The sequence below is a fragment of the Flavobacterium kingsejongi genome, from assembly GCF_003076475.1.
Classification (GTDB): Bacteria; Bacteroidota; Bacteroidia; order Flavobacteriales; family Flavobacteriaceae; genus Flavobacterium; species Flavobacterium kingsejongi.
Window position 1 is genome coordinate 3,420,386 of record NZ_CP020919.1, and the last position, 19,899, is coordinate 3,440,284.

At 41.6% G+C, this 19,899-nt stretch carries 18 protein-coding genes; 5 read left to right on the top strand and 13 right to left on the bottom strand.

Translation table 11 applies throughout. The annotated features are described in order from the left end of the window. Positions 1–7: 7 nt before the first annotated feature. Positions 8–544 carry a hypothetical protein gene (locus FK004_RS15345; protein WP_157956129.1) on the bottom strand — a complete coding sequence of 179 codons (537 nt, stop codon included), beginning with the start codon at positions 542–544 and terminating at the stop codon, positions 8–10. Positions 545–750: 206 nt separating this feature from the next. Here FK004_RS15345 and FK004_RS15350 point away from each other — a divergent pair, with 206 nt between their 5' ends. Then, positions 751–963, top strand: coding sequence for a helix-turn-helix domain-containing protein (locus tag FK004_RS15350; protein ID WP_108738044.1), 213 nt, complete (start codon positions 751–753; stop codon positions 961–963). A gap of 68 nt (positions 964–1,031) precedes the next feature. Here FK004_RS15350 and FK004_RS19130 read toward each other — a convergent pair whose 3' ends face one another. Further along, entirely contained in the window at positions 1,032–1,631 is a 600-nt protein-coding gene (locus FK004_RS19130; protein ID WP_121494807.1) for a hypothetical protein, read from the bottom strand. Between the two features lie 315 nt (positions 1,632–1,946). On the opposite strand from FK004_RS19130, the gene FK004_RS15360 reads away from it, so the two are divergent. Further along, the gene (locus FK004_RS15360) at positions 1,947–2,465 is read left to right on the top strand and encodes a MepB family protein (RefSeq protein ID WP_108738045.1); all 519 of its coding nucleotides are present in this window, start codon (positions 1,947–1,949) and stop codon (positions 2,463–2,465) included. An 18-nt stretch (positions 2,466–2,483) separates the two neighbouring features. Here the strand turns inward: FK004_RS15360 and FK004_RS15365 are convergent, their stop codons facing one another. The 7 genes from FK004_RS15365 to FK004_RS15395 all read right to left on the bottom strand — a co-directional run bounded on the left by FK004_RS15365 (position 2,484) and on the right by FK004_RS15395 (position 10,895). Continuing rightward, entirely contained in the window at positions 2,484–3,425 is a 942-nt protein-coding gene (locus tag FK004_RS15365) for a DUF4421 family protein (protein WP_108738046.1), read from the bottom strand. Positions 3,426–3,536: 111 nt separating this feature from the next. Next, positions 3,537–4,124: a chemotaxis protein CheB gene (locus FK004_RS15370; protein ID WP_108738047.1), complete on the bottom strand. Its 588-nt coding sequence runs from the start codon at positions 4,122–4,124 to the stop codon at positions 3,537–3,539. Then, positions 4,106–4,915, bottom strand: coding sequence for a CheR family methyltransferase (locus FK004_RS15375; protein ID WP_108738048.1), 810 nt, complete (start codon positions 4,913–4,915; stop codon positions 4,106–4,108). The genes FK004_RS15370 and FK004_RS15375 overlap by 19 nt, the downstream gene beginning before the upstream one ends. Before the next feature lie 7 nt (positions 4,916–4,922). Next, a complete protein-coding gene (locus FK004_RS15380) occupies positions 4,923–5,288 on the bottom strand; it encodes a response regulator (protein WP_108738049.1) in 366 nt (121 codons plus the stop codon). A 23-nt stretch (positions 5,289–5,311) separates the two neighbouring features. Further along, positions 5,312–8,881: a response regulator gene (locus tag FK004_RS15385; RefSeq protein WP_108738050.1), complete on the bottom strand. Its 3,570-nt coding sequence runs from the start codon at positions 8,879–8,881 to the stop codon at positions 5,312–5,314. A gap of 26 nt (positions 8,882–8,907) precedes the next feature. After that, the gene (locus FK004_RS15390; protein ID WP_108738051.1) at positions 8,908–10,467 is read right to left on the bottom strand and encodes a hybrid sensor histidine kinase/response regulator; all 1,560 of its coding nucleotides are present in this window, start codon (positions 10,465–10,467) and stop codon (positions 8,908–8,910) included. Continuing rightward, positions 10,464–10,895, bottom strand: a complete 432-nt coding sequence (locus FK004_RS15395) for a response regulator (RefSeq protein ID WP_157956130.1) — start codon at positions 10,893–10,895, stop codon at positions 10,464–10,466. The genes FK004_RS15390 and FK004_RS15395 overlap by 4 nt, the downstream gene beginning before the upstream one ends. 196 nt (positions 10,896–11,091) lie before the next feature. Between FK004_RS15395 and FK004_RS15400 the strand changes: the two genes are divergently transcribed. Beyond that, on the top strand, positions 11,092–13,392 hold the full coding sequence (locus tag FK004_RS15400) for a GH92 family glycosyl hydrolase (protein WP_108738053.1): 2,301 nt from the start codon (positions 11,092–11,094) through the stop codon (positions 13,390–13,392). A gap of 292 nt (positions 13,393–13,684) precedes the next feature. On the opposite strand, the gene aspA is transcribed toward FK004_RS15400, so the two are convergent. After that, positions 13,685–15,094 (bottom strand): aspartate ammonia-lyase, encoded by a 1,410-nt coding sequence (gene aspA / locus FK004_RS15405; RefSeq protein ID WP_108738054.1) that lies wholly within the window; start codon positions 15,092–15,094, stop codon positions 13,685–13,687. Between the two features lie 35 nt (positions 15,095–15,129). After that, a complete protein-coding gene (locus FK004_RS15410) occupies positions 15,130–16,176 on the bottom strand; it encodes a type II asparaginase (RefSeq protein WP_108738055.1) in 1,047 nt (348 codons plus the stop codon). 576 nt (positions 16,177–16,752) lie between these two features. Here FK004_RS15410 and FK004_RS15415 point away from each other — a divergent pair. Together FK004_RS15415 and FK004_RS15420 are read left to right on the top strand one after the other, a co-directional pair. Next, complete coding sequence (locus FK004_RS15415; protein WP_157956131.1) at positions 16,753–17,154, top strand: helix-turn-helix domain-containing protein; 402 nt, start codon at positions 16,753–16,755, stop codon at positions 17,152–17,154. 213 nt (positions 17,155–17,367) lie between these two features. Continuing rightward, entirely contained in the window at positions 17,368–17,814 is a 447-nt protein-coding gene (locus FK004_RS15420; protein ID WP_108738057.1) for a hypothetical protein, read from the top strand. 27 nt (positions 17,815–17,841) lie between these two features. Here FK004_RS15420 and bla read toward each other — a convergent pair whose 3' ends face one another. Both bla and FK004_RS15430 read right to left on the bottom strand, forming a co-directional pair. Next, entirely contained in the window at positions 17,842–18,726 is an 885-nt protein-coding gene (gene bla, locus FK004_RS15425) for a class A beta-lactamase (protein WP_108738058.1), read from the bottom strand. Positions 18,727–18,761: 35 nt separating this feature from the next. Beyond that, entirely contained in the window at positions 18,762–19,736 is a 975-nt protein-coding gene (locus FK004_RS15430) for a quinone oxidoreductase family protein (RefSeq protein ID WP_227871622.1), read from the bottom strand. Between the last annotated feature and the right edge of the window lie 163 nt (positions 19,737–19,899).

Here is a 19,899-nt window from a genome sequence, read left to right on the forward strand (position 1 = left end):
ATCTTAACTATTCGTGTATTCCAAGAGCCTGTACTAATTCCTCGATTTCATTATTTTTTTCTTTAGGCTCAAAACTTCTATTATTCTTTAAACTATAGAATCGTTGCATAAAATTTGTAAAATAACCATCTTTTAGAATCCCTGATCGATAGGCATCATACAGATAGTGAAAGTTCTTTTCCCTATCCTCAATTGTGGCACTATGATGGATGATAAGCCAGGGAGTATAGATGGCCTTTTCACTAGAACTATTTGTTGGATGGCCATACTTTTCTAAATACAATTCTATCTTCTGAAGGTTCAGTAAATCCAACTGGATCGTATTGTTATTAAGTTGATTATATTCATGCGAATAATAGCCATATTTCATGATGTAGTAGCCGTCTTTATTCCGGATACCCTGATCGGCATCAACAATCTCTTCCAGGAAACAGTCCCGCTTTTGTGGGGTATCGAGATTGCATATTTCTTGTTTGTCTTCCTCTGTCAGGACATTTATCCGTTCTTTTCTATGGCAAGCTCCAAAACCCAGTAGTACAATCAAAAGAAGGATTAATTTAAATTGATTTTTAACTTTAAATCTATCAGTATTATTCATGAAAATTCATTAAATTGTTGTCTATATAGCAATATTAAGTATTTAACAACAAATACCTTATTCCTATTAGAACTAAATAATTTTATTTTTTTCCTAACAAAAATCAAATTTATTTGTATAATTGTATAGTTTATTTCTAAAACCATATCGCTATGATTCGTCAGGTATATCAAAATATTCAGGAGAAACGCCTTGAAAAAAACTTTACTCAAGAATACATGGCAGATCAATTATCCATCTCACAGACGCACTATAGTAAAATTGAAAGAGGCATAAAAAATATTACATTAGAGCGCTTTATTAAAATTGGAGAAATTTTAGAGGTGGACCCTAAAGACCTCTTTGACCCTCTCTCCTTTGATTGATTAAAACTTAAAACTGCATAAAAATAAAGCCCGATAGTTACTCACTATCGGGCTTTATTATAAAAAAATTATTTTTTTACTTTTTTGGATTTCTTTTTAGACTTCGCTTTTTTCTTGGCTTTGGCTACCTTATTTGCTTTTGCCTTTTTCTTAGCTTTATCTTTTTTAGTTTTTTCTTTATCTTTCTTTTTCTTCGCTTTGGCTTTAGCCTTTTCTTTTTCTTTTTTCGCTAATACTTTTTTCTTGGCTTTGTTTTTCTCTTTTTTCGCTTTTTCTTTGTCTTTATCTTTTACTTTCATCTTTTTGATTTTTTTATCTTTTGTTTTGTGTCCTGATTCCAGTGATGCTTCCAGATTCTTTTCTTTTTCCGCTACTGTCGCTTCATGTGCTGGAACTTCTGCAATAGCTTCTTCTGCCTTTGGTACTTTTGTTACTGGCTTCCGAATACGACTTGCTGGCTTTGCTGTTGCTGGTTTTGGAGCCGTTGCCGGTTTTGGCGTTGCTGTAGTTTTTGAAGCTGCAGTCCTGGTTCTCGTCCTTGGTGCAGGCGGTGCTTTTTCAACCGGAGCTGGTGTAGCTGCTGCAGTTTGTTCCACATTTTCCTGTGTAACAACAGCTTCCGTCTCTGAAGCATTGTTTTCGGGTTTATTCTGATTTTCTCTTGCCATACATTTCCTGATTGTTAATTAGATGTAAATTTAACGTTAGCAACGCTTTTATCAAAAATAGGGAATTAATCAATACGCCAATGTTAAGCTTTTTTCACATTACTGTTGAGAATTTATTAATAACCTTACCCACTTAAACTTCAAAAAAACCACCACATTACTTCCGAATTAATAGTATCAAAGAAAAAAGCATTCCCAGTAGGGTCGTTATTCCTTTCGCAGATTTATTATATTTGGCATGCTATCGTCCCTGTATTGCACTACCGAAGGCAAATTGAAAATTTAAACATAACATTCAACAGTAATTCCGCTATCATGAATACTCCCGGTATACCAGCACTTCTTGCCGAAATCTATGAACGTATATTCCGCCCAATGGGTTTTGGAATGGAGGACCTGGAAAGCCATACAGAAAGCTTAGCATACGACGCCTGCTCCTTTACAGTACATAAGGTTCCGGTGGTCTTTCGAAAAGCTAAAATTACGCCTACCAAAATCGGGCAGTTCGTTACCTTATGGAAAAGAAGCACCGCAGGCCCTATTGCACCATATGCTATTACTGATGCAGCAGCACTGTTTATCATTGCCACAAAAACGGAACATCGCCTGGGCATATTCCTGTTTCCAAAAGCTGTGCTTGCCCGGCAGGGAGTTGTCACCACTGGTACCAAGGAAGGAAAACGTGCCCTGCGGGTATATCCACCGTGGGATAGTGTAACAAGCAAACAAGCTCAAAAAACACAACAATGGCAGCTGGATTATTTTGTAGAAATCCCAGCAGTCAACACAATTGACCTCGAAAGAATACAGGAGTTATTCCAGGATTTAATGTAGGGATGAAGAAGTGCAGTCCTATTTTTGTTTGGGACTAAAAAACGGCATGGTATCGAATCGTTTTGTAAAGGCAAGCATTAGGGTACCCGAAGACAATTCTATCGCAGAATCTTTACCCAAAGAAGGATAAACGGAATTATTATGATAATTAAGTGCTAAAGCCCATTTCTCATGATTGTAGCCAAAGGCAAACCGAAAAAAAGATGTGGGATAAGCCTGCCACTTGCGTCCTTCATCGGTGCGTTCATGGGAAAAATTGGCACCTATCGTACCTGATCCCGATAAAAACCAATGTTGTCCTATGGCCCAGGTGTAGGCATAGCCACCGCTTATTCCAAACTGGAAATTATCCAGTTCTACTTTTTCGGAACGCAGGACATTTTCTCCCGATTCGATTCGATTCATATACATCCCGCCACCAAGCGTAAAACTTCCGGCAGAATGCTTTTGCCTTTCATTCTGATTAAAGGCCGCTTTATGTGAGAATTTCTTCCCGTTAAAGACATATTGTCCATGGAGCCCATATTGCCGTGCTTTAAGATCAGGGTATAAGGTAATTTGTTGGTTTTCACCTTCCACATAAAATCCTCTGTAGCGTTGGATAAATACATCAAAAATAAATTTCCGCCCGTAATGATGGAGTTGGAAGTCAAATGATTTTGTTTTCCCCATATCCTTATCCAATAAAAAATTAAGCCCATAGCCATAAGCAAAATTAAATGCGGTGTTGTTAATGGAAAATCCTGCACCGATTTTTGTCGGAGTATTGGGTCTGTAGCTTGTACTTTTCTCCCCTTCATCACTGGTCAATGTGAGATAATTGCGTTCTATGTATAACGTTGCCGAGAGCTTTTGATCATAAAAACCAATATAGGTACTGTCTACCTCCTGCGCTTTAGAAACTTGCCCTGTAAGGATGAAACATAAAAATACAATCGATAAATAAACGGAGCGGGTCATAGCTTTAGTAAGGAAATTGAAAGATACTATTTTTACAACGATCAGTATCCTCAAAAATTGTAGGAATAGTGCAAAAAAACACTAATCAGAACCCATTATTGGGATCCCGGTTTAATACGAATTAATGTGGTTGATGAGATCGCATAATTCCGATATCCCCACTACATAATCGGGAGTGGTATGGAGTAGCGCATTCTGTGGCATAAAGGGCATTTCTGCTGTTAAGGGATCTTGTATGATAATCGTACCGCCGGTTTTTTCGATTGCACGTAATCCTTCGGTACCATCAGCATTGGCACCAGACAGCAAAACGGCAGTAAGTCCTTTGCCGTACACCTCTGCAGCAGATTCGAAGGAGACATCGATGCTGGGGCGGCTGTAATTGATTTTTTCGGAAGCATCGAGAGAAAGCAGCTCTTCTCTTTCGAACAACAGATGGTATCCTGAAGGGGCGACATATATAGCTCCTTTTTCCAGGGGTGTTTTGTCCTCCACTTCATTCACCGGAAAACTGGTTTTGAGGGCGAAAAGCTCTTCCAGTGTAGTATCTTCTGCATTTTTACGATGCAATACAATAACAATTGTAAAAGTAGGAAAAGCCGTGAGTCGTGGCAGCAGTTCCATCAGGACTTTAAGACTTCCTGCCGAACCACCGATTATCAAAACTTTACATCCGGAAATTAGGCCATCTTTTTCCATATCTTTTCTTTATTCAATTGCTTAAAACGATGTTGTATGGAAGAAAACTTTATCGTTTCCTTGGTTCCAAGCGCCAGATACCCCAGTTTGGCCAGGCTATCATCAAAAAGTTCTAAGGCGTGTTCCTGTAAATCCTTATCAAAATAGATCAGGACGTTCCGGCATAAAATCAGGTCAAATTCATTAAAAGACCTGTCCGATACCAGATTATGCTGGGAGAATACCATTTTGCTCAACAAATCGTCGCCAAATTTTGCAAACCCATAATTGGCGGTGTAGTAGTGCGAGAAATCTTTATCACCACCGGAATCTCTATAATTCTCTGCATACTGCTTCATCACACGTAAAGGAAAAACACCTTTCTTAGCAGTCTCCAGTACAACGGGATTGAGGTCTGTAGCATACAACAGGGATTTATGGAGCAAGTTGGCCTCTTTTAATAGGATGGCCATCGAAAATACCTCCTCGCCTGTTGAACATCCAGCATGCCAAAAGCGGATAAAAGGTTTGGTGGCCAATTGGGGTAATATTTCATTTCGCAATACCGAATAAAATTGCGGATCCCGGAACATTTCGGTCACGTTCACGGTAATCTCCTCGACCATGCGTTTGAAATAATCAGCATCCGCCAATATTTGCATCCGGAATTCGGTAAAGTGGGTGAATCCATCCAACTGATACAAACGGTCCACACGCCTTTTCAGAGAGGCCCTGGAATAACCACTAAAGTCGTATCCATAGGCATCAAATATATCGTTAATTAAGAGTTCCAGTGCTGCTGCTTCTATCATGCTGCTTTTATAATACGCTTAATACATCCAGTAATTTATCGACGTCTACCGGTTTTGAAACATAATCATCGGCACCGGCCTGCAGGCATTTTTCACGATCCCCTAACATCGCCTGGGCTGTCACCGCAATAACGGGCGTCTTTGCCCTGTGTGGGATGTTTTTTATAAGTGGAATGGCTTCATAACCATCCATTTCGGGCATCATCATATCAATGAGCACGGCATCTACGATTGCATTGCTTTTCAGGAGTTGCAGCGCCTCTTCGGCACTCATGCACGAAAGGCATTCAAATGATTTCGCACGCAATGTTGCCGAAAGGGCAAAAATATTTCGCGTATCATCATCAATAATTAAAATTCTCTTCTTAGTCATAGTAACACCTACAGTATATTGTATTAATTTTTATCGTACAGCCAGACTCTTAACAGCGACAACAACTGATCGACATCGACCGGTTTTGTAATGTAATCGGAGGCACCGGCATTAATACATTTCTCCCGGTCACCGGTCATCGCCTTCGCGGTTACCGCAATCACAGGCAATTCCTTTAATTTTTCATCTTTACGGATTCGGGCGGCTGTTTCATACCCGTCCATATTTGGCATCATCATATCGAGCAGCACAATATCAATTTCAGGATGGCGCTCCAAGGCCTGCAAAGCTTCTTTTCCATCAATAGCAGCAATGATATTCATCTTTAACGCCTCCAGTGCTTTGGTCAGCGAATAGATATTACGTACATCATCATCTACCACCAATACGGTTTTATTGTTGAGTATATTTTGCAGCAGGTTCCGATTTTTATAACTGTCACTGTTTCCGCTGGTCTTTTTATTTTCTTCTACCAGGTGCAGGAATAAAGAAACTTCATCCAGCATCCGTTGGTAGGAATGTGCTGTTTTTACCACAATGGAATCAGCATATTTTTTGATTTTCAGTTCTTCCTGCATCGACAGGCTTTTTCCGGTAAATACAATAACCGGCAGGTTTTCTAGCCCCGGGCTTTTCTTAATATTCTCCAGGATTTCATACGCTTGCTTGTCCGGAATACCCATATCGAGGATTACACAGTCCACATGTGCATTTTGCAAGGCACTTACCCCTTCGGCAACTTCACTCCTGATCTCTGAATTGATATCATAGGTTTCCAGGAAATAAGCGAGTGCTTTGGCATGTTTCGGATTGTCTTCGATAATCAGTACTTTCTGGGATTCCCGATTAATAATATGCTCTATCCTCTTGAAAATATCAGGCATCTGCTCAAAAGCAACTGGCTTATCAAGGAAGTTCACCGCACCTTTTAAGAGGCTTTCCTGTTTTAGCTTATGGGAAGACATAATGTGTACCGGAATCGGCTTGGTTTTAGGATTCGTCTTCAACTCTTCCATAACCTCCCAGCCGCTTTTTATTGGCAACTGAATATCCAATAATATCCCGGCGGGTTTATACATCAGGGCCAGGTTCAAGGCAAGGTCGCCGCGCACGGACACAATCCCTTTATACCCGCGTTTCCGCGTAAAATCCAACAGCGATTTGGCAAAACTGATATCGTCTTCTACGATCAGGATTACCCGGTCTCCTTCCTGGATTGCCTCCCGGTCATCCGGTACATCTTCCGGAATGTGGGCACTGATGTATTTGTTTTTTGGTAGTACGGGAACAGCTTCATGTACTGTCGTAGCTTCCGCAATAATTTCCTGCCTTTCACTATACTGCAGGAGTGCCGTTCCAATTACCGGAATGCATAAGGTAAATTCACTTCCCTCATCCGGCGTACTTTTTAGTGTAATTTCACCTTTCAGCAATTTTGCCAGCTCCCGGCTGATCGAAAGCCCTAAACCGGTACCTCCATATTTACGTTTCGTAGACCCATCGGCCTGCTGGAAAGCTTCAAAAATAAGGGGCTGTTTGTTCAATGGAATTCCAATACCGGTATCTTTCACACTAAAGCAAATGATCTTATCATCGGTAGGATGGATTTTAATTTCAAGGGTAACGTTCCCCTGTGCCGTGAATTTTATAGCATTGGAGATTAAATTTTTAAGGATTTGCTCCAAACGCATTTTATCTGTCCGGATCACTACCGGTGCCTCATCTGCCAGGACTTTAAAAACTATATTCTTGTCTTTTGCCACCTGGTTGAACAGGTCGTAAAGACTTTCTGAAATTTCATTTGTCGCAACATCATCAAATTCCAGTTCCATTTTACCAGCTTCAATCTTAGAAAGATCGAGGATTTCATCAATCAGTCCCAACAAGCCATTTCCGGAGCTCCGAATCACCTTAGCGAATTCAATCTGCTCCTCATTCATATTCTTGTCGTTATTTTCCGAAAGCAGCCTGCTCAACAGTAAGATCGAATTAAGGGGCGTTCGCAATTCATGCGACATATTGGCCAAAAATTCCGATTTGTAACGGGTTGTAAGTTCCAGGTCTTCGGATTTCTTTTGTATTTCTGTATTTTTCTCTTCTAATAAAACGCTACGTTCTGCCAGTTCTTCGTTGGTTTGTTGCAATTCTTCCTGTTGTACCCTCAGTTCTTCTTCGGAAGCCTGTAATTTTTCGGTTTGGGTTTCCAGTTCCGCATTCATACTTTCCAACTCAGTATGCTGCGTTCTTAATTCCTCCGATTGTGCCTGTGTCTCTTCCAGCAATTCCTGCAAACGCTGCCTATTTTGGGCTGCTACAATCGCAATACCAATTGTATTGGATACGGCATCAAAAAACTCAGTAATCAATGGCGAATATTTCGACAATGCAACCAGTTCTATAGCGCCAATAATTTTATTTTCAAATAAGGGCACGGCAATAACATGCCCGGGAGTAGCTTCACCCAGCGCATAGGATATCTGAATGCTGTTTGCCGGGATGGCTTCTAACTGTAATATTTTACCCGAAGCTACCGACTGCCCCATCAGGCCTTCACCCAATTGAATCGTCTTGCGCTTATCGTTTGGTACATAACTGTAACCTGCCGTGAAATGAAGGGTATCACGATCCAACAGGTACACTACTCCCGCACTGCTCTTTGTATAAAAGGCGACGTATTCAACAACATCTTTCGTCAGCTGTTCCAGGCTTTTCTCGCCAATCATGACCTCATTTAATGCTGCAATACCCGTTTGAAGCCATTCCTTATCGGATAATGATTTGAACGAAATATCCAACGCACTTGCCATATTGTTCAGCGAATCGCCAACGCTTCCTAACGCATCACTCTGGCTGTTATTGACCCGGATATCATAGTTTCCCTGGGCAATTTGCCCCGCAATACCACTGATAACCGTAATTCTTTCTGCAGTTTCCCTGTCGCTTTTTTCCAGTTCCTTCTGCAATCGGGTGCGTTCGTTAAAATCTTTCAAGATGCGCCCTAAAAACACAATACTGATGAGCAAAGCCACGATCGCAGCCACCACAATCAGTACCAGGCTGCTGGATCCATATTTTTCGGAAGCGGAAGTACGCTCTTTTAAAAGTGCCTGTTCATGGTTCTCCATCCGCTTGAAAATTATACGGATGCGATCCATCAGGTTTTTGCCAATATCCAGATCGTCGGCCAGGATTTCCTTTCCTGCCGCCTTTTCCTTTATTCTAAGGGCAAGGTATTTAAAAAACTGATCCTGTAGGGGTTTGAGTTCCTCCAATATTTTTTGCTGTGTAGGATTGTCTGAGGTCAGTGTTTTTACTTCCTGGAAATATCGGTTGGAGCGCTCTTCGGAATTGGCATATAATTCCAGGAAATCTTTTCTCCCGGTAACCAGATAGCCCCGCATGTTGGTTTGCGCATCCACCATAACGGTGGCGTTTTCATTGATATTGTAGATTACCTTATGGGTGTGATCCACCCAGGCATTACTATCCAAAAGGCTATTGATGCTGATAATTGATGCTGTCGAACTGATAATAAGAATAATCAGTGACACGCTGAAACTGACTAATAAGTTTCTTTTAAAATTTCCTTCCATATGTATGCTATAAGCAAATTGCTATTTTACAAGGGTAATATGATGATAAAGCTGGAGCCACTGCCCACTTCGCTTTTCGCCGTAATTAAACCGTTGTGTTTTTCTATTATTTTTTTGGCGATGGCCAATCCTATGCCGGTCCCTTCATAACTTCTGCGGTCATTCAGGCTCTGAAATATGATAAATATTTTATCGAGGTAGGCTTCATCAAATCCAATTCCATTATCTTTTACAATAATCCTGCTGTAAGCTCCGGAGGCATCCATTGGGCTGTCCGGTTCTTTACTGGCGATACGCTCAGCAGTAATTTCGATTTTAGGAGCTACCTCAGCCCTGGAGAATTTGAGGGCATTCCCAACCAAATTTTGAATTACCTGCCGCAACTGGCTTGGAACACCATTGATTACCGGTAAATCCTCGATGGAAACTGTCGCATTCTTACTCTCAATCAGGTAATCGAGATCGGACAATACTTCCTGTAAAACATCGTTCAAATCGGTTGGATAGGGTTTAACAATCGCTGATAAACGGGAATAATCCAATAAATCGGTGATCAGTTTGGACATTCTTTCTGCAGAACTCAAGGTACGGTCTATATAATCAACAGCAGTAGCGTTATCCTGCAGATATTTCTCTTTGATTATTTTTATGAAGATTTCGATTTTACGAATGGGCTCTTTCAGGTCATGGGATACCACCCAGGAGAATTGCTGCAATTCATGATTCCGGAATTCCAGTTCTTCATTCTTGGCCATCAGTTCTCTTGTCCGTTCGGTGACTTTTATTTCGAGGCATTCATTAGCCTGTTTTTGCTCATGGATATCGGTAAAGGTACCTACCCAGCGCGTAATGCTTTCATGGTGGATTACCGGTACGATTTTCATTATGAAATAGCGAAATTCATGGGATTTTAAATTGCGGATCCGTACTTCACAACTGAATTGGGTACCCTCACTCAAATGGTATTGCCATTTCTGAAAGCCGCTGCAATCCTCCGGATGCACTTCCGGAAATCCAGTAGTATCCGCAGCATATTGGTACCAGGGTTCGTTGGCATAGTCTATACTGCCGTTCCGGGATATGATAAACGCAATTTGGGGCAATGATTTTAATACCGACGTGAGTTCTTCCATCTGTGAAGAAAGCTTTTCCTGGGCTTCTTTCCTGATTTCCACCTCTTTCGACAGCATGTCCCGAATATCTTTGAGCTCTTTTTTTTGTTCGTAGAGCTTTAGAAAAGTTTTGACTTTTAATATCAGCAAATCCGAATCTACCGGCTTGGTGATATAATCCACACCCCCGGATTCATACCCTTTGGATATAAATTTCTTTTGTTTGTTTACCGCAGAGAGGAAAAGTACCGGAATATCTTTGGTCCGGTTGCTGCCAGCCAGGTTTTCGACGACTTCAAATCCATCCATCCCAGGCATTTGCACATCCATGATGATCAGCGAATAGTCGCGTTTTAATATCTTTCGCAGCGCCTCTTCACCAGATTCAGCCGTATCGACTGGTAAACCATGCAGTTCCAGTATTTTTTTCAGTGCAACAATATTTGCCCTTATATCATCAACAATTAAAATCATAGTGCGGGAGGAATTGTGTTAACTGCAGGAAGAATGCCCTGCCGTATCACCCCGGCAATACGTGTACATAATGTTTTAAAATCATTCGGTTTTTCAATATAATCAACGGCACCATTTGCAAAACATTCTTTTTGGTATTCGACAGAACAGGAAGTAGAATACATGATCACATGTATGTGCTTCAGTTTTGTGGATTTTTGAATTTCTTTGAGGCAGTCCAGTCCATTCATCCGGGGCATGTTGACATCCATAAAGATCAGTTCGGGAAGTACAGCACCTTCGGTATTAAGTTGCTCCAGGGCATGGATACCATCTGATGCGCTGGTATACTGAATAGAATTATCGGCGTCACTAAGCGCCTCTTGGAATAGTAGCTGATCGTCGGGGTCATCATCTACCAGTAGTATTGAGTTTATTTTTTGAATCACAACCCAAAAGTATAAAAAAGAACTGACAATTTATTATACCATTATCGTATTTCACAAATTATTAGGGATCCTAAAACGGATCTATTTCACCTAATTCCCCTGCCGTAAATCAGCCCGTATAGCAATTAGTACCCCAAAACACTGTCTTATAAAACCTTATTTTTTATGTATTTTAGAGGCCTGATTTGAAACAACCATGAAAAAAGCTATCGCTATCCTAAGTGGAATCCTGTTATTTACCGCTGCTGGACATTCCCAAAAAGTTGTCCGAAAAAACTACGAATACATCAATCCCATTATTGGTACCCAACGGATGGGACATACCTATCCAGGAGCCACTGTGCCCTTTGGGTCAGTACAGCTAAGTCCGGAAACGGATACTATCGCTTATGAGCTGGACAAAAAATACAATGGGGAAGCGTATAAATATTGTGCGGGATACCAATATGATGATCCTACAATCACCGGATTCAGCCATACCCATTTTAGTGGAACAGGGCATTCCGATCTCGGGGATTTCCTGATTATGCCCACCACCGGCGCCTTACAACTCAATCCCGGTACTGCTGCCCATCCTGAAAAGGGCTACCGATCGCGGTATTCCCACACCAGTGAATCCGCACAGGCCAATTATTATAAAGTAAAACTGGAAGATTACAATATTGTCGCAGAGCTTACGACCAGTCCACGGGTAGGATTCCACCGCTACAGTTTTCCAAAAAGCACCGATGCCCATATTATCTTCGATCTTATGGCAGGAATTTACAATCATAAGGAAAAAAATGTATGGACTTTTGTCCGGGTGGAAAATGATACCCTCATCACCGGATACCGCCAAACACAAGGCTGGGCACGCACCCGAACGGTCTATTTTGCGATGGCATTTTCCAAGCCAATCCAAAAATACGGTACCCGAAACTACGATGAAAACAACATCTATAAAGGCTTTTGGAGAAAGTTTGACCAAACCCAAAACTTCCCTGAAGTAGCCGGGCGTAACCTCAAAATGTACTTTGACTTCGACACTGAGGAAAACGAACAGATCCAAATCAAGTTTGCCCTTTCACCTGTCAGTACCGAAGGCGCATTGGCGAATATGAGAGCCGAGATTCCACACTGGGATTTTGACCGCACGAAGAACGAAGGACAACAGCTTTGGGAAAAGGAACTGGATAAAATAAAAGTTATAACGCTGAATGAAGATGACAAAACCAATTTCTACACCGCCATGTACCATGCTTTTATCAATCCTACAGTATACATGGATACTGATGGACGCTACAAAGGCCTGGATCAGAACATCCATACAGCAGTAGGCTTTACCAATTACACTACTTTTTCTTTGTGGGATACCTATCGTGCCCTGCATCCGTTATTCAATATTGTACAGCCGAAACGCAACAGCGATATGATCCAATCCATGCTGGCTCATTACGACCAAAGCGTACACAAAGCTTTGCCCGTTTGGTCCCATTATGCCAATGAGAACTGGTGTATGATTGGCTACCATGCCGTATCGGTAATTGCGGACGCCATTATTAAAGGCAATGCTGATTTTGATACTGAAAAAGCACTACAGGCGTGTATCAGTTCCTCCAACCTCCGCTACTATGATGGAATCGATTCCTATTTGAAATTTGGATATGTCCCTGAAGATAAAAACGGTTCTTCCGTTTCCAAAACTCTGGAATATGCATACGACGACTGGTGTATTGCACAAATTGCCAAAAAGTTAGGGAAGGCCGATATTTATGCGAAATACATGAAGCGTTCCCGCAGTTATCAAAATGTATTTGATGCGAACACAGGCTTTATGCGTCCGCGCCTTAGTGATGGAAGCTTTAAAAGTCCGTTCGATCCATTGGATACGCATGCTTCCGGTTTTATCGAAGGCAATGCCTGGAATTACAGCCTGTATGTGCCGCATGATCCGGAAGCTTTGATACAGCTTAACGGTGGCAAGGAAAAGTTTGTTCGACATCTTGACTCCCTGTTTACCATGACGCTACCCGACAAATATTTCGAACATACCGAAGACATCACACGTGATGGCATCATTGGAAATTATGTACACGGGAATGAGCCCTCCCATCATGTGGCTTATTTGTACAACTGGACGGACCAGCCCTGGAAAACGCAGCGACGCATCCGGATGATTCTAAAAGCGATGTACAAACCTACTCCCGACGGACTGGGTGGTAATGATGATACCGGCCAAATGAGTGCGTGGTATATTTTCAGCACTTTGGGTTTTTATCCGGTAGCCCCGGGTTCTGACCAATATGCCTTTGGAAGTCCCAGTGTTACCGGGGCTGAACTGCAACTTGAAAACGGCAAGACATTTACCATTACTACCAAAAACCAAAGTGCCAAAAATGTCTATGTCAAAAAAATAATACTAAATGGCACGCCCCTCAACAGGCATTATATCACCCAGAGTGAAATCATGAACGGCGGAACACTGCAATTTGAGATGAGCGGAAAGCCAAAACGGTAGCAGTATAGAATACCGAAGGCGGTTATCAACTAACCGCCTTCGGTACTTATTGTTTTAAATCATTCGGAGTCTGTAACCAGCATGGCACAAAACAGCATCCTTATTAATTTCTTCATATTATTCATTGATTGTATATACTTTACCATTACACCTACAAGGAAAACTTAGAATTGTATCTTTTTTATGGATGTTAAATGTCAATTCCCCTTTTCGTTTGATGATGGTATCTCCTTCTCATAAGTTCTTCAGATAATGGCAAAACCAGGACCAAATATAGCCAACTATACCAAAATTAAGAGTTGATAAATTGAGGATTAATAAGATTTTCAAGCGAATAAATCTGATCCCATTTTGCCTGTGTGATTAACTGTTTTTCAAGTACTACGATATCATGAATGGACTTCCCGGTAGCCAGGGCTTCTTTTGCTATACCTGAACAAGCCTCGTAACCCAATATCGGGTTGAGTTGGGTCACAATCCCTATACTTTGCATCACCTGTTCCCGCATGTGCTCCACATTGGCAGTAATACCGTCAATGCATTTTTCCCGCAGGGTATCACAAGCTTTCCCAAGGTATTCTAAAGATGTGAAGAGGGAAAATCCAATTACTGGTTCCATTACATTAAGTTGCAATTGCCCTGCCTCGGCGGCCATAGTGACCGTAGTATCGGCACCAATCACATAAAAACAAGTCTGATTGACCACTTCGGGAATCACCGGATTTACTTTTCCAGGCATTATCGAAGAACCGGGCTGTAATGCGGGCAAATTGATTTCACCAAAACCACAACGCGGACCACTACTCAGCAACCGTAAATCATTACAGACTTTACTGAGTTTAATCGCACTTCTTTTTAAAGTACCGCTTAATTGTACAAAGGCACCCGGATCATAAGTGGCTTCAAATAGGTCAGCTGCAAGATATACAGGAACACCACTGATTTCTGCCAGATGGCGGACACAAATTTCAGAATATCCCTGAGGTGCATTTACTTTTGTCCCAATCGCGGTTGCTCCCATGTTGACTTCGGTAATCAAATCTTCCGACTCACTGATACGGGTTGCATCTTCTGCTATGGTCGTTGCAAAAGCATTGAACTCCTGCCCCAGTGTCATTGGGACAGCATCCTGTAACTGCGTCCGACCCATCTTTAATACGGTAGAAAATTCCTGGCCTTTGGCAAAAAAAGATTGCTGTAATTTATCGAGCTTATCGGCAAAATGCTCCATTTTAAGGTAAAGTGCAATACGGAAAGCCGTTGGATAGGCATCATTAGTGCTTTGCGAAAGATTGACATCATTATTGGGATGCAGGTATTGGTATTCGCCCTTTTTATGGCCCATGTGTTCCAGTCCGAGATTGGCAATTACCTCATTCGCATTCATATTCGTCGATGTTCCTGCACCACCCTGAATCAGGTCGCTGATAAACTGATCGGTAAACTCTCCGGCAATGAGACGGTCACAGGCATAAACTATGGCATCTCTCTTTTTTACATCCAGTACACCCAGTTCATAATTGGCCAGGGCAGCCGCTTTTTTCACATACCCGAATCCACGGATAAACAGCGGCTCACTCCCAATAGGAATTCCTGTGATATTGAAATTCTCTTTGGCCCGGAGCGTTTGTACTCCGTAATAAAACTCATTGGATATCTTTTTTTCTCCAAGAAAATCGTGTTCAATGCGAAAATCATCCATAATAGCAGGGGTGTTAAGTTTCGTAAAATCAAGGGTTAATAGCGGAAGAAATAGCTTTGCAGTTCTTTACGGTTTTTAGTTTTGGTCAGGCCAAGCATCAGTAGGATCCGGGCTTTTTGGGGATTCAGGTCATCAGAAACAATGGTTCCCAAAGCTTCATCATTTACTTCTCCATCCAATACGACACGACCTGAAAGGCATCGGCTCGCCCGGCATACAATAATACCGGAGGCAGTCGCTTTTTTAATGGCTTCGGAAAAAGCTTTCGAAAAATTCCCATTTCCTACTCCGGCAATAATGATTCCGTCTACTTTTTTACGGGTAAGCATTTTTATATAGTCAACGGAGGCATCTGTATACATGTAAACAATTTCAACCTGGGGCAATTTGGTATTTTTTGTAATGGGAAAAGGAATCGAAGTTCCGGTATCCCGAATGGACTGTTTGTAATATTCCACATGCCCATCATAAACTTCCCCTAATGGCCCTGTTCCGGGAGCACTGAAAGCATTTACTTTTGTACTGTTGGTTTTTGTCACTTCCCGTGCATCATAAACCGATTCATTAAAAGAAATCAATACGCCCCTTCCCCGGCTCTTCGGATTGGCTGCTACAATAATGGCATCATGCAGGTTTTTAGGCCCATCGGCACTAATTGCAGTCGAGGCCCGCATGGCTCCTGTGAGTACCACAGGAATCGTTCGGGGTACCACCAGATTGAGGAAATAAGCCGTTTCTTCCTGCGTGTCGGTACCATGTGTAATCACAATACCATCTGCTTCTTTGTTATTGATTATTTCAGTACAGCGCACTGCCAGTTTTTTCCAAATTTCAAGACTCATGTCCTGGCTCCCCACCGATGCAATCTTTTCTCCACTGATTGCTGCCACCTCTTTTACGGAAGGAATGCTCCCAATCAGGTCGGAAACGGGAAGCGTGCCTGCGGTATAGCCTGCCCGGTCCGAAGTAGTCCCTGTACCGGCAATAGTTCCGCCGGTTGCCAATATGATGATTTTCGGTTTTTGCTGTGCTGTGGCTGATAAAGAAAGGCATAACACTACAAATAGTATAATTTTTTTCATAGGTGATTTTTTAATGTGGGCTAAAGTTAAAAATTAATAGCATTCCAAATCAATATGCTGTGGATCACCGCCACTTTTTTTAAATTATAAGCCAATTCCCTTCTTTATACACACATTCCGGTATTAAAAAAATCAAAAGCTATATTTTACTAAAATGTGCCTACTGATAGTAAAGGTAAAACTTTAGAATTGGATTTTTCAGGTATATGTACCATAATGATATAGTTGTAAAATAGTCTTAAATATCTAATAAACAACACTAAAGCTTTCGTTTATTTTGATTAAATTGCAGTGCATTAGCATTTTACATAGTAATTGTCACTATCCGTTGGCCAATCCTACACTGCTTAACGGAACCCGTTCTTATTTTATTTCTGATGGATCTATAGCAACATTTTAATTCCCCCAAATTATATGGTACAAAATTCATTTCGCAAGCCAAAAGCAGTAATGCTGTCCCATTTTACGAGTATTATTATTTCTTCCAAAAGTTATAAACGGGGAATTATGCTATTTTTCCATACCTGTAAAAAACAGGTCGTACGACAATTTTACCTTAGAAACCAAAAGGCGTTTATGGCAGTAGAAAATAGCTACCAGCCTGCTGTCCTTTTTAGTGAAGAAAAACGGGAAGAATACCTGCTCGTTTTGGAAACCTTCATGCTGCAAAAACGGCCATACCTTACTACATGCTATACAATACAGGAAATGACTGAAGATACGGGAATCCCCATATTCCATCTTTCCCACCTGATCAACAGCCAATTCAATATGAATTTCCAGAATTTTATCAATCTGAAAAGAGTGGAATACATCAAGCTGCGTTTTCAGGAAGAAGAATGGAAACAACTATCCCTGGAAGGTATTGCCTTAAAAGCAGGATTCACATCCCGCACTACTTTTTTCAGGGCTTTCATCCGCAACACAGGGATGGCACCCTCCTCCTATATCTGCATGACCCATTCACAAAGTAATTAAAAGTAAAAAGTGGAAGCTGAAATAGCGAAATTAAGCTTATCCTCACAAACAACTTTTAAGCACCATTAAATTGCGGGGAACCAAAGTCGCACCGTTAGTACATAAAGGATTATAATTTCAGGACTTCAGCATTTACAGTCATTTATAGTCTCCATTGCGAAGTTCCTGAAATAATTCAGTATCTTACCTCCTGATTCACTCAAACCAAGTAGCATGCAAAAAGGATTATTCATTTTAGTATTCATCGTCATCAGCTGTTCTAAAAAAGAAAAAACAACCACCGGAAATGATGGGGAATGGACTACCTATACAACCACGGATTCAATTCCGGAACTACTGCGCCAAAAAGTAATGGCCTATTACCACGGCGATCTGGATATGGCTAATCCTGGTGCACCTTATAATGCCACAGATATGAGAACAGACTCACTCCCTACCCGTCCGTTGATGCTGCTTGCTAAAAAAGGAGATGAATGGAGAATGTCTTATGTCCAGGGCGGTTATGGAAAATACTATGTGTATGTCCAGGCCACAATTCAAAAAAAGGCCATTAGTGACTTTAAAGTTGCAGAATCAAGAACGCTATTGGATAATAATGATACTATAGACAAGCGGATAAAAAACCACCAGTTGGAATTTAAGAACAGTCCAGCAAAATAATTCAGTTATTGCAAAATATTTATAGTATTAATAGTCCCAGGCCATTTTGGCAATAGCAGCGATTAGCCCCTCGCGCTCTTCCCGACTGACATAAGTATCTGCTACAAAAACACTGATTGCCAAATGATTTCCATTGGGTAATGTAATAATACCGACATCATTGGTAGCACGTGTCAGGCCATCATTGGTACCCGAAGTTCCAGGTTTGTGTGCTACTATTGCATTTTTGGGCAGTGCTCCTTTCAGTCGTTTTGCTCCCGGAATCGATTCTTCCATCCATTTTAACAATAACAACCTGCTTGGCGTAGAAAGCACCTTCTTACTGTAAAACAGGTATAGCAATTGTGTCATAGCATCTGGCGTTGACCAATTTTGATATTGGATCCAGTCATCGGAAACCTGAACCATTTCTGTTGTTGCAATGTTGATCCCTGTAATTCCCAGACTATTCAGGTAGTGCTGCACTTTAGCCGTACCACCCATTATCCGTAATAACACGTCACAAGCTGTACCATCGCTATCAACAATATTAAGCCGCAACAATTCTGAAAGTGTCAGTACAGCACCCTGAGGGTATTTCTCCCGGATCGGGCTCACTCCCCTCGGTATGATCTCCGAAGGCTCCACTTTTATTTTCTGGTGGAGCTGTAACCTCCCCTGGTCTACCTCATTCAGTATGGCCATAGCAATAGGGAATTTATAAACACTCTGCATCGGGAAGCGGTCACCACCATGAAATGAAACCAAAATCTCCTCGGTTTCCAATACTAATGCGGTTACTCCAATTTTAGCTTTAAATGGTGCGCTAAGCACTATAATCTGTTCCTCCAGTTTCGTCTTCTGTCCCAAAACCGGAAAAACGGTAAGTAAGGCTGCTATAATAAAAATAATGCGGCTGTTGTATGCGCTCATTCGATACCTTATTTTAAAATATAATTCGGATAAAATTAATCTGGGAGTAGTAGTATTTTACTGGAGCTCTTCCCACTTTCCAGGTATTCATGTGCTTTCTGCCCTTCAGAGAGGGCAAATGTTACGGGTGGTGTCAGCAGAAGCTGCCCGGTTCTGATCCAGTCAAAGAGTTGTGATGCGCGATTTATTCGCTCATCCTGGGTGGTCAGATAACTCCAGAGATCTCCACCAGTCAGGGTTTTACTGGTATCCATCAGCATTCTTGGGTCTACGGGTTGTGGATCACCACCACTCATTCCGTAAAATACCACATGCCCACAATCCCGGGTCACCTCAAAGCTATCCATTAATGTACTCCCAACGCTATCATAGGCTACAGCAACACCTTTGCCATTCGTGATTTTCATTATTTCAGCCTTCCAATCGCCCTGTAAAGCGACTGCATAATCTGCCCCATTATGGAGGATGGTACCGAATTTGGTCTTGTCCCGGCTTAACCCAATGACAATTGCACCTTTATTTTTGCACATTTGGATGAGTAACTGGCCTACACCTCCGGAAGCGGCATGAATCAGTACTATTTCCCCTTTTTGTACGTCATGGCTGTCTTCCGAAAGATAGTGCGCTGTAAGCCCTTGTAACAAAACAGCCGCCGCAGTAGCAAAATCAATAGCTTCGGGCAAAGGAATCAGGTGGGCTTCCGGCACAGCCACATAGGCTGCATTGGCAAACGGTACATCAGCAAAAGCAACACGGTCACCCACCTTATAGGCAGATGTATTCGATACCGAAACTATTCCTGCTCCTTCATAGCCTGCAATATAGGGTGGTGTACCTTTCAGATGATAGTTCCCTTTCCGCCGGTAAATATCGGCATAATTAAGTCCTATGGCTTTCATTTCCACCAGGACTTCCCCTTCGTTGAGTACCGGAATAGGTACCGCCTTATACTCCAATACCGACGCATCCCCAAATTGGGAAAAAGTCAGTGCTTTCATAGTAGTATCCATACGTTTATGTTTGATTTTGAAGAGTAGGCTCTTGCTACTGAATGTTCATTTATCGTTTGATAAATATAGCGATAATACTTTTCTGCCCGCTTTCTCTTTTATAAGAAAGTTCACTTTTTATACCCCGTTCATTTCTTCAATTTGTTTAATTTTGTGCCCTATT

What these genes read in the sequence shown, in the direction of transcription:
- FK004_RS15420 (WP_108738057.1), top strand. Translation starts at nt 17,368, where the DNA reads ATGCAAAAAGGATTATTCATTTTAGTATTCATCGTCATCAGCTGTTCT.
- FK004_RS15350 (WP_108738044.1), top strand. Translation starts at nt 751, where the DNA reads ATGATTCGTCAGGTATATCAAAATATTCAGGAGAAACGCCTTGAAAAA.
- FK004_RS15400 (WP_108738053.1), top strand. Translation starts at nt 11,092, where the DNA reads ATGAAAAAAGCTATCGCTATCCTAAGTGGAATCCTGTTATTTACCGCT.
- aspA (WP_108738054.1), bottom strand. Translation starts at nt 15,094, where the DNA reads ATGGATGATTTTCGCATTGAACACGATTTTCTTGGAGAAAAAAAGATA.
- FK004_RS15410 (WP_108738055.1), bottom strand. Translation starts at nt 16,176, where the DNA reads ATGAAAAAAATTATACTATTTGTAGTGTTATGCCTTTCTTTATCAGCC.
- FK004_RS15380 (WP_108738049.1), bottom strand. Translation starts at nt 5,288, where the DNA reads ATGACTAAGAAGAGAATTTTAATTATTGATGATGATACGCGAAATATT.
- FK004_RS15370 (WP_108738047.1), bottom strand. Translation starts at nt 4,124, where the DNA reads ATGGAAAAAGATGGCCTAATTTCCGGATGTAAAGTTTTGATAATCGGT.
- FK004_RS15375 (WP_108738048.1), bottom strand. Translation starts at nt 4,915, where the DNA reads ATGATAGAAGCAGCAGCACTGGAACTCTTAATTAACGATATATTTGAT.
- FK004_RS15430 (WP_227871622.1), bottom strand. Translation starts at nt 19,736, where the DNA reads ATGGATACTACTATGAAAGCACTGACTTTTTCCCAATTTGGGGATGCG.
- FK004_RS15360 (WP_108738045.1), top strand. Translation starts at nt 1,947, where the DNA reads ATGAATACTCCCGGTATACCAGCACTTCTTGCCGAAATCTATGAACGT.
- FK004_RS15365 (WP_108738046.1), bottom strand. Translation starts at nt 3,425, where the DNA reads ATGACCCGCTCCGTTTATTTATCGATTGTATTTTTATGTTTCATCCTT.
- FK004_RS15385 (WP_108738050.1), bottom strand. Translation starts at nt 8,881, where the DNA reads ATGGAAGGAAATTTTAAAAGAAACTTATTAGTCAGTTTCAGCGTGTCA.
- FK004_RS15390 (WP_108738051.1), bottom strand. Translation starts at nt 10,467, where the DNA reads ATGATTTTAATTGTTGATGATATAAGGGCAAATATTGTTGCACTGAAA.
- FK004_RS15415 (WP_157956131.1), top strand. Translation starts at nt 16,753, where the DNA reads ATGGCAGTAGAAAATAGCTACCAGCCTGCTGTCCTTTTTAGTGAAGAA.
- bla (WP_108738058.1), bottom strand. Translation starts at nt 18,726, where the DNA reads ATGAGCGCATACAACAGCCGCATTATTTTTATTATAGCAGCCTTACTT.
- FK004_RS19130 (WP_121494807.1), bottom strand. Translation starts at nt 1,631, where the DNA reads ATGGCAAGAGAAAATCAGAATAAACCCGAAAACAATGCTTCAGAGACG.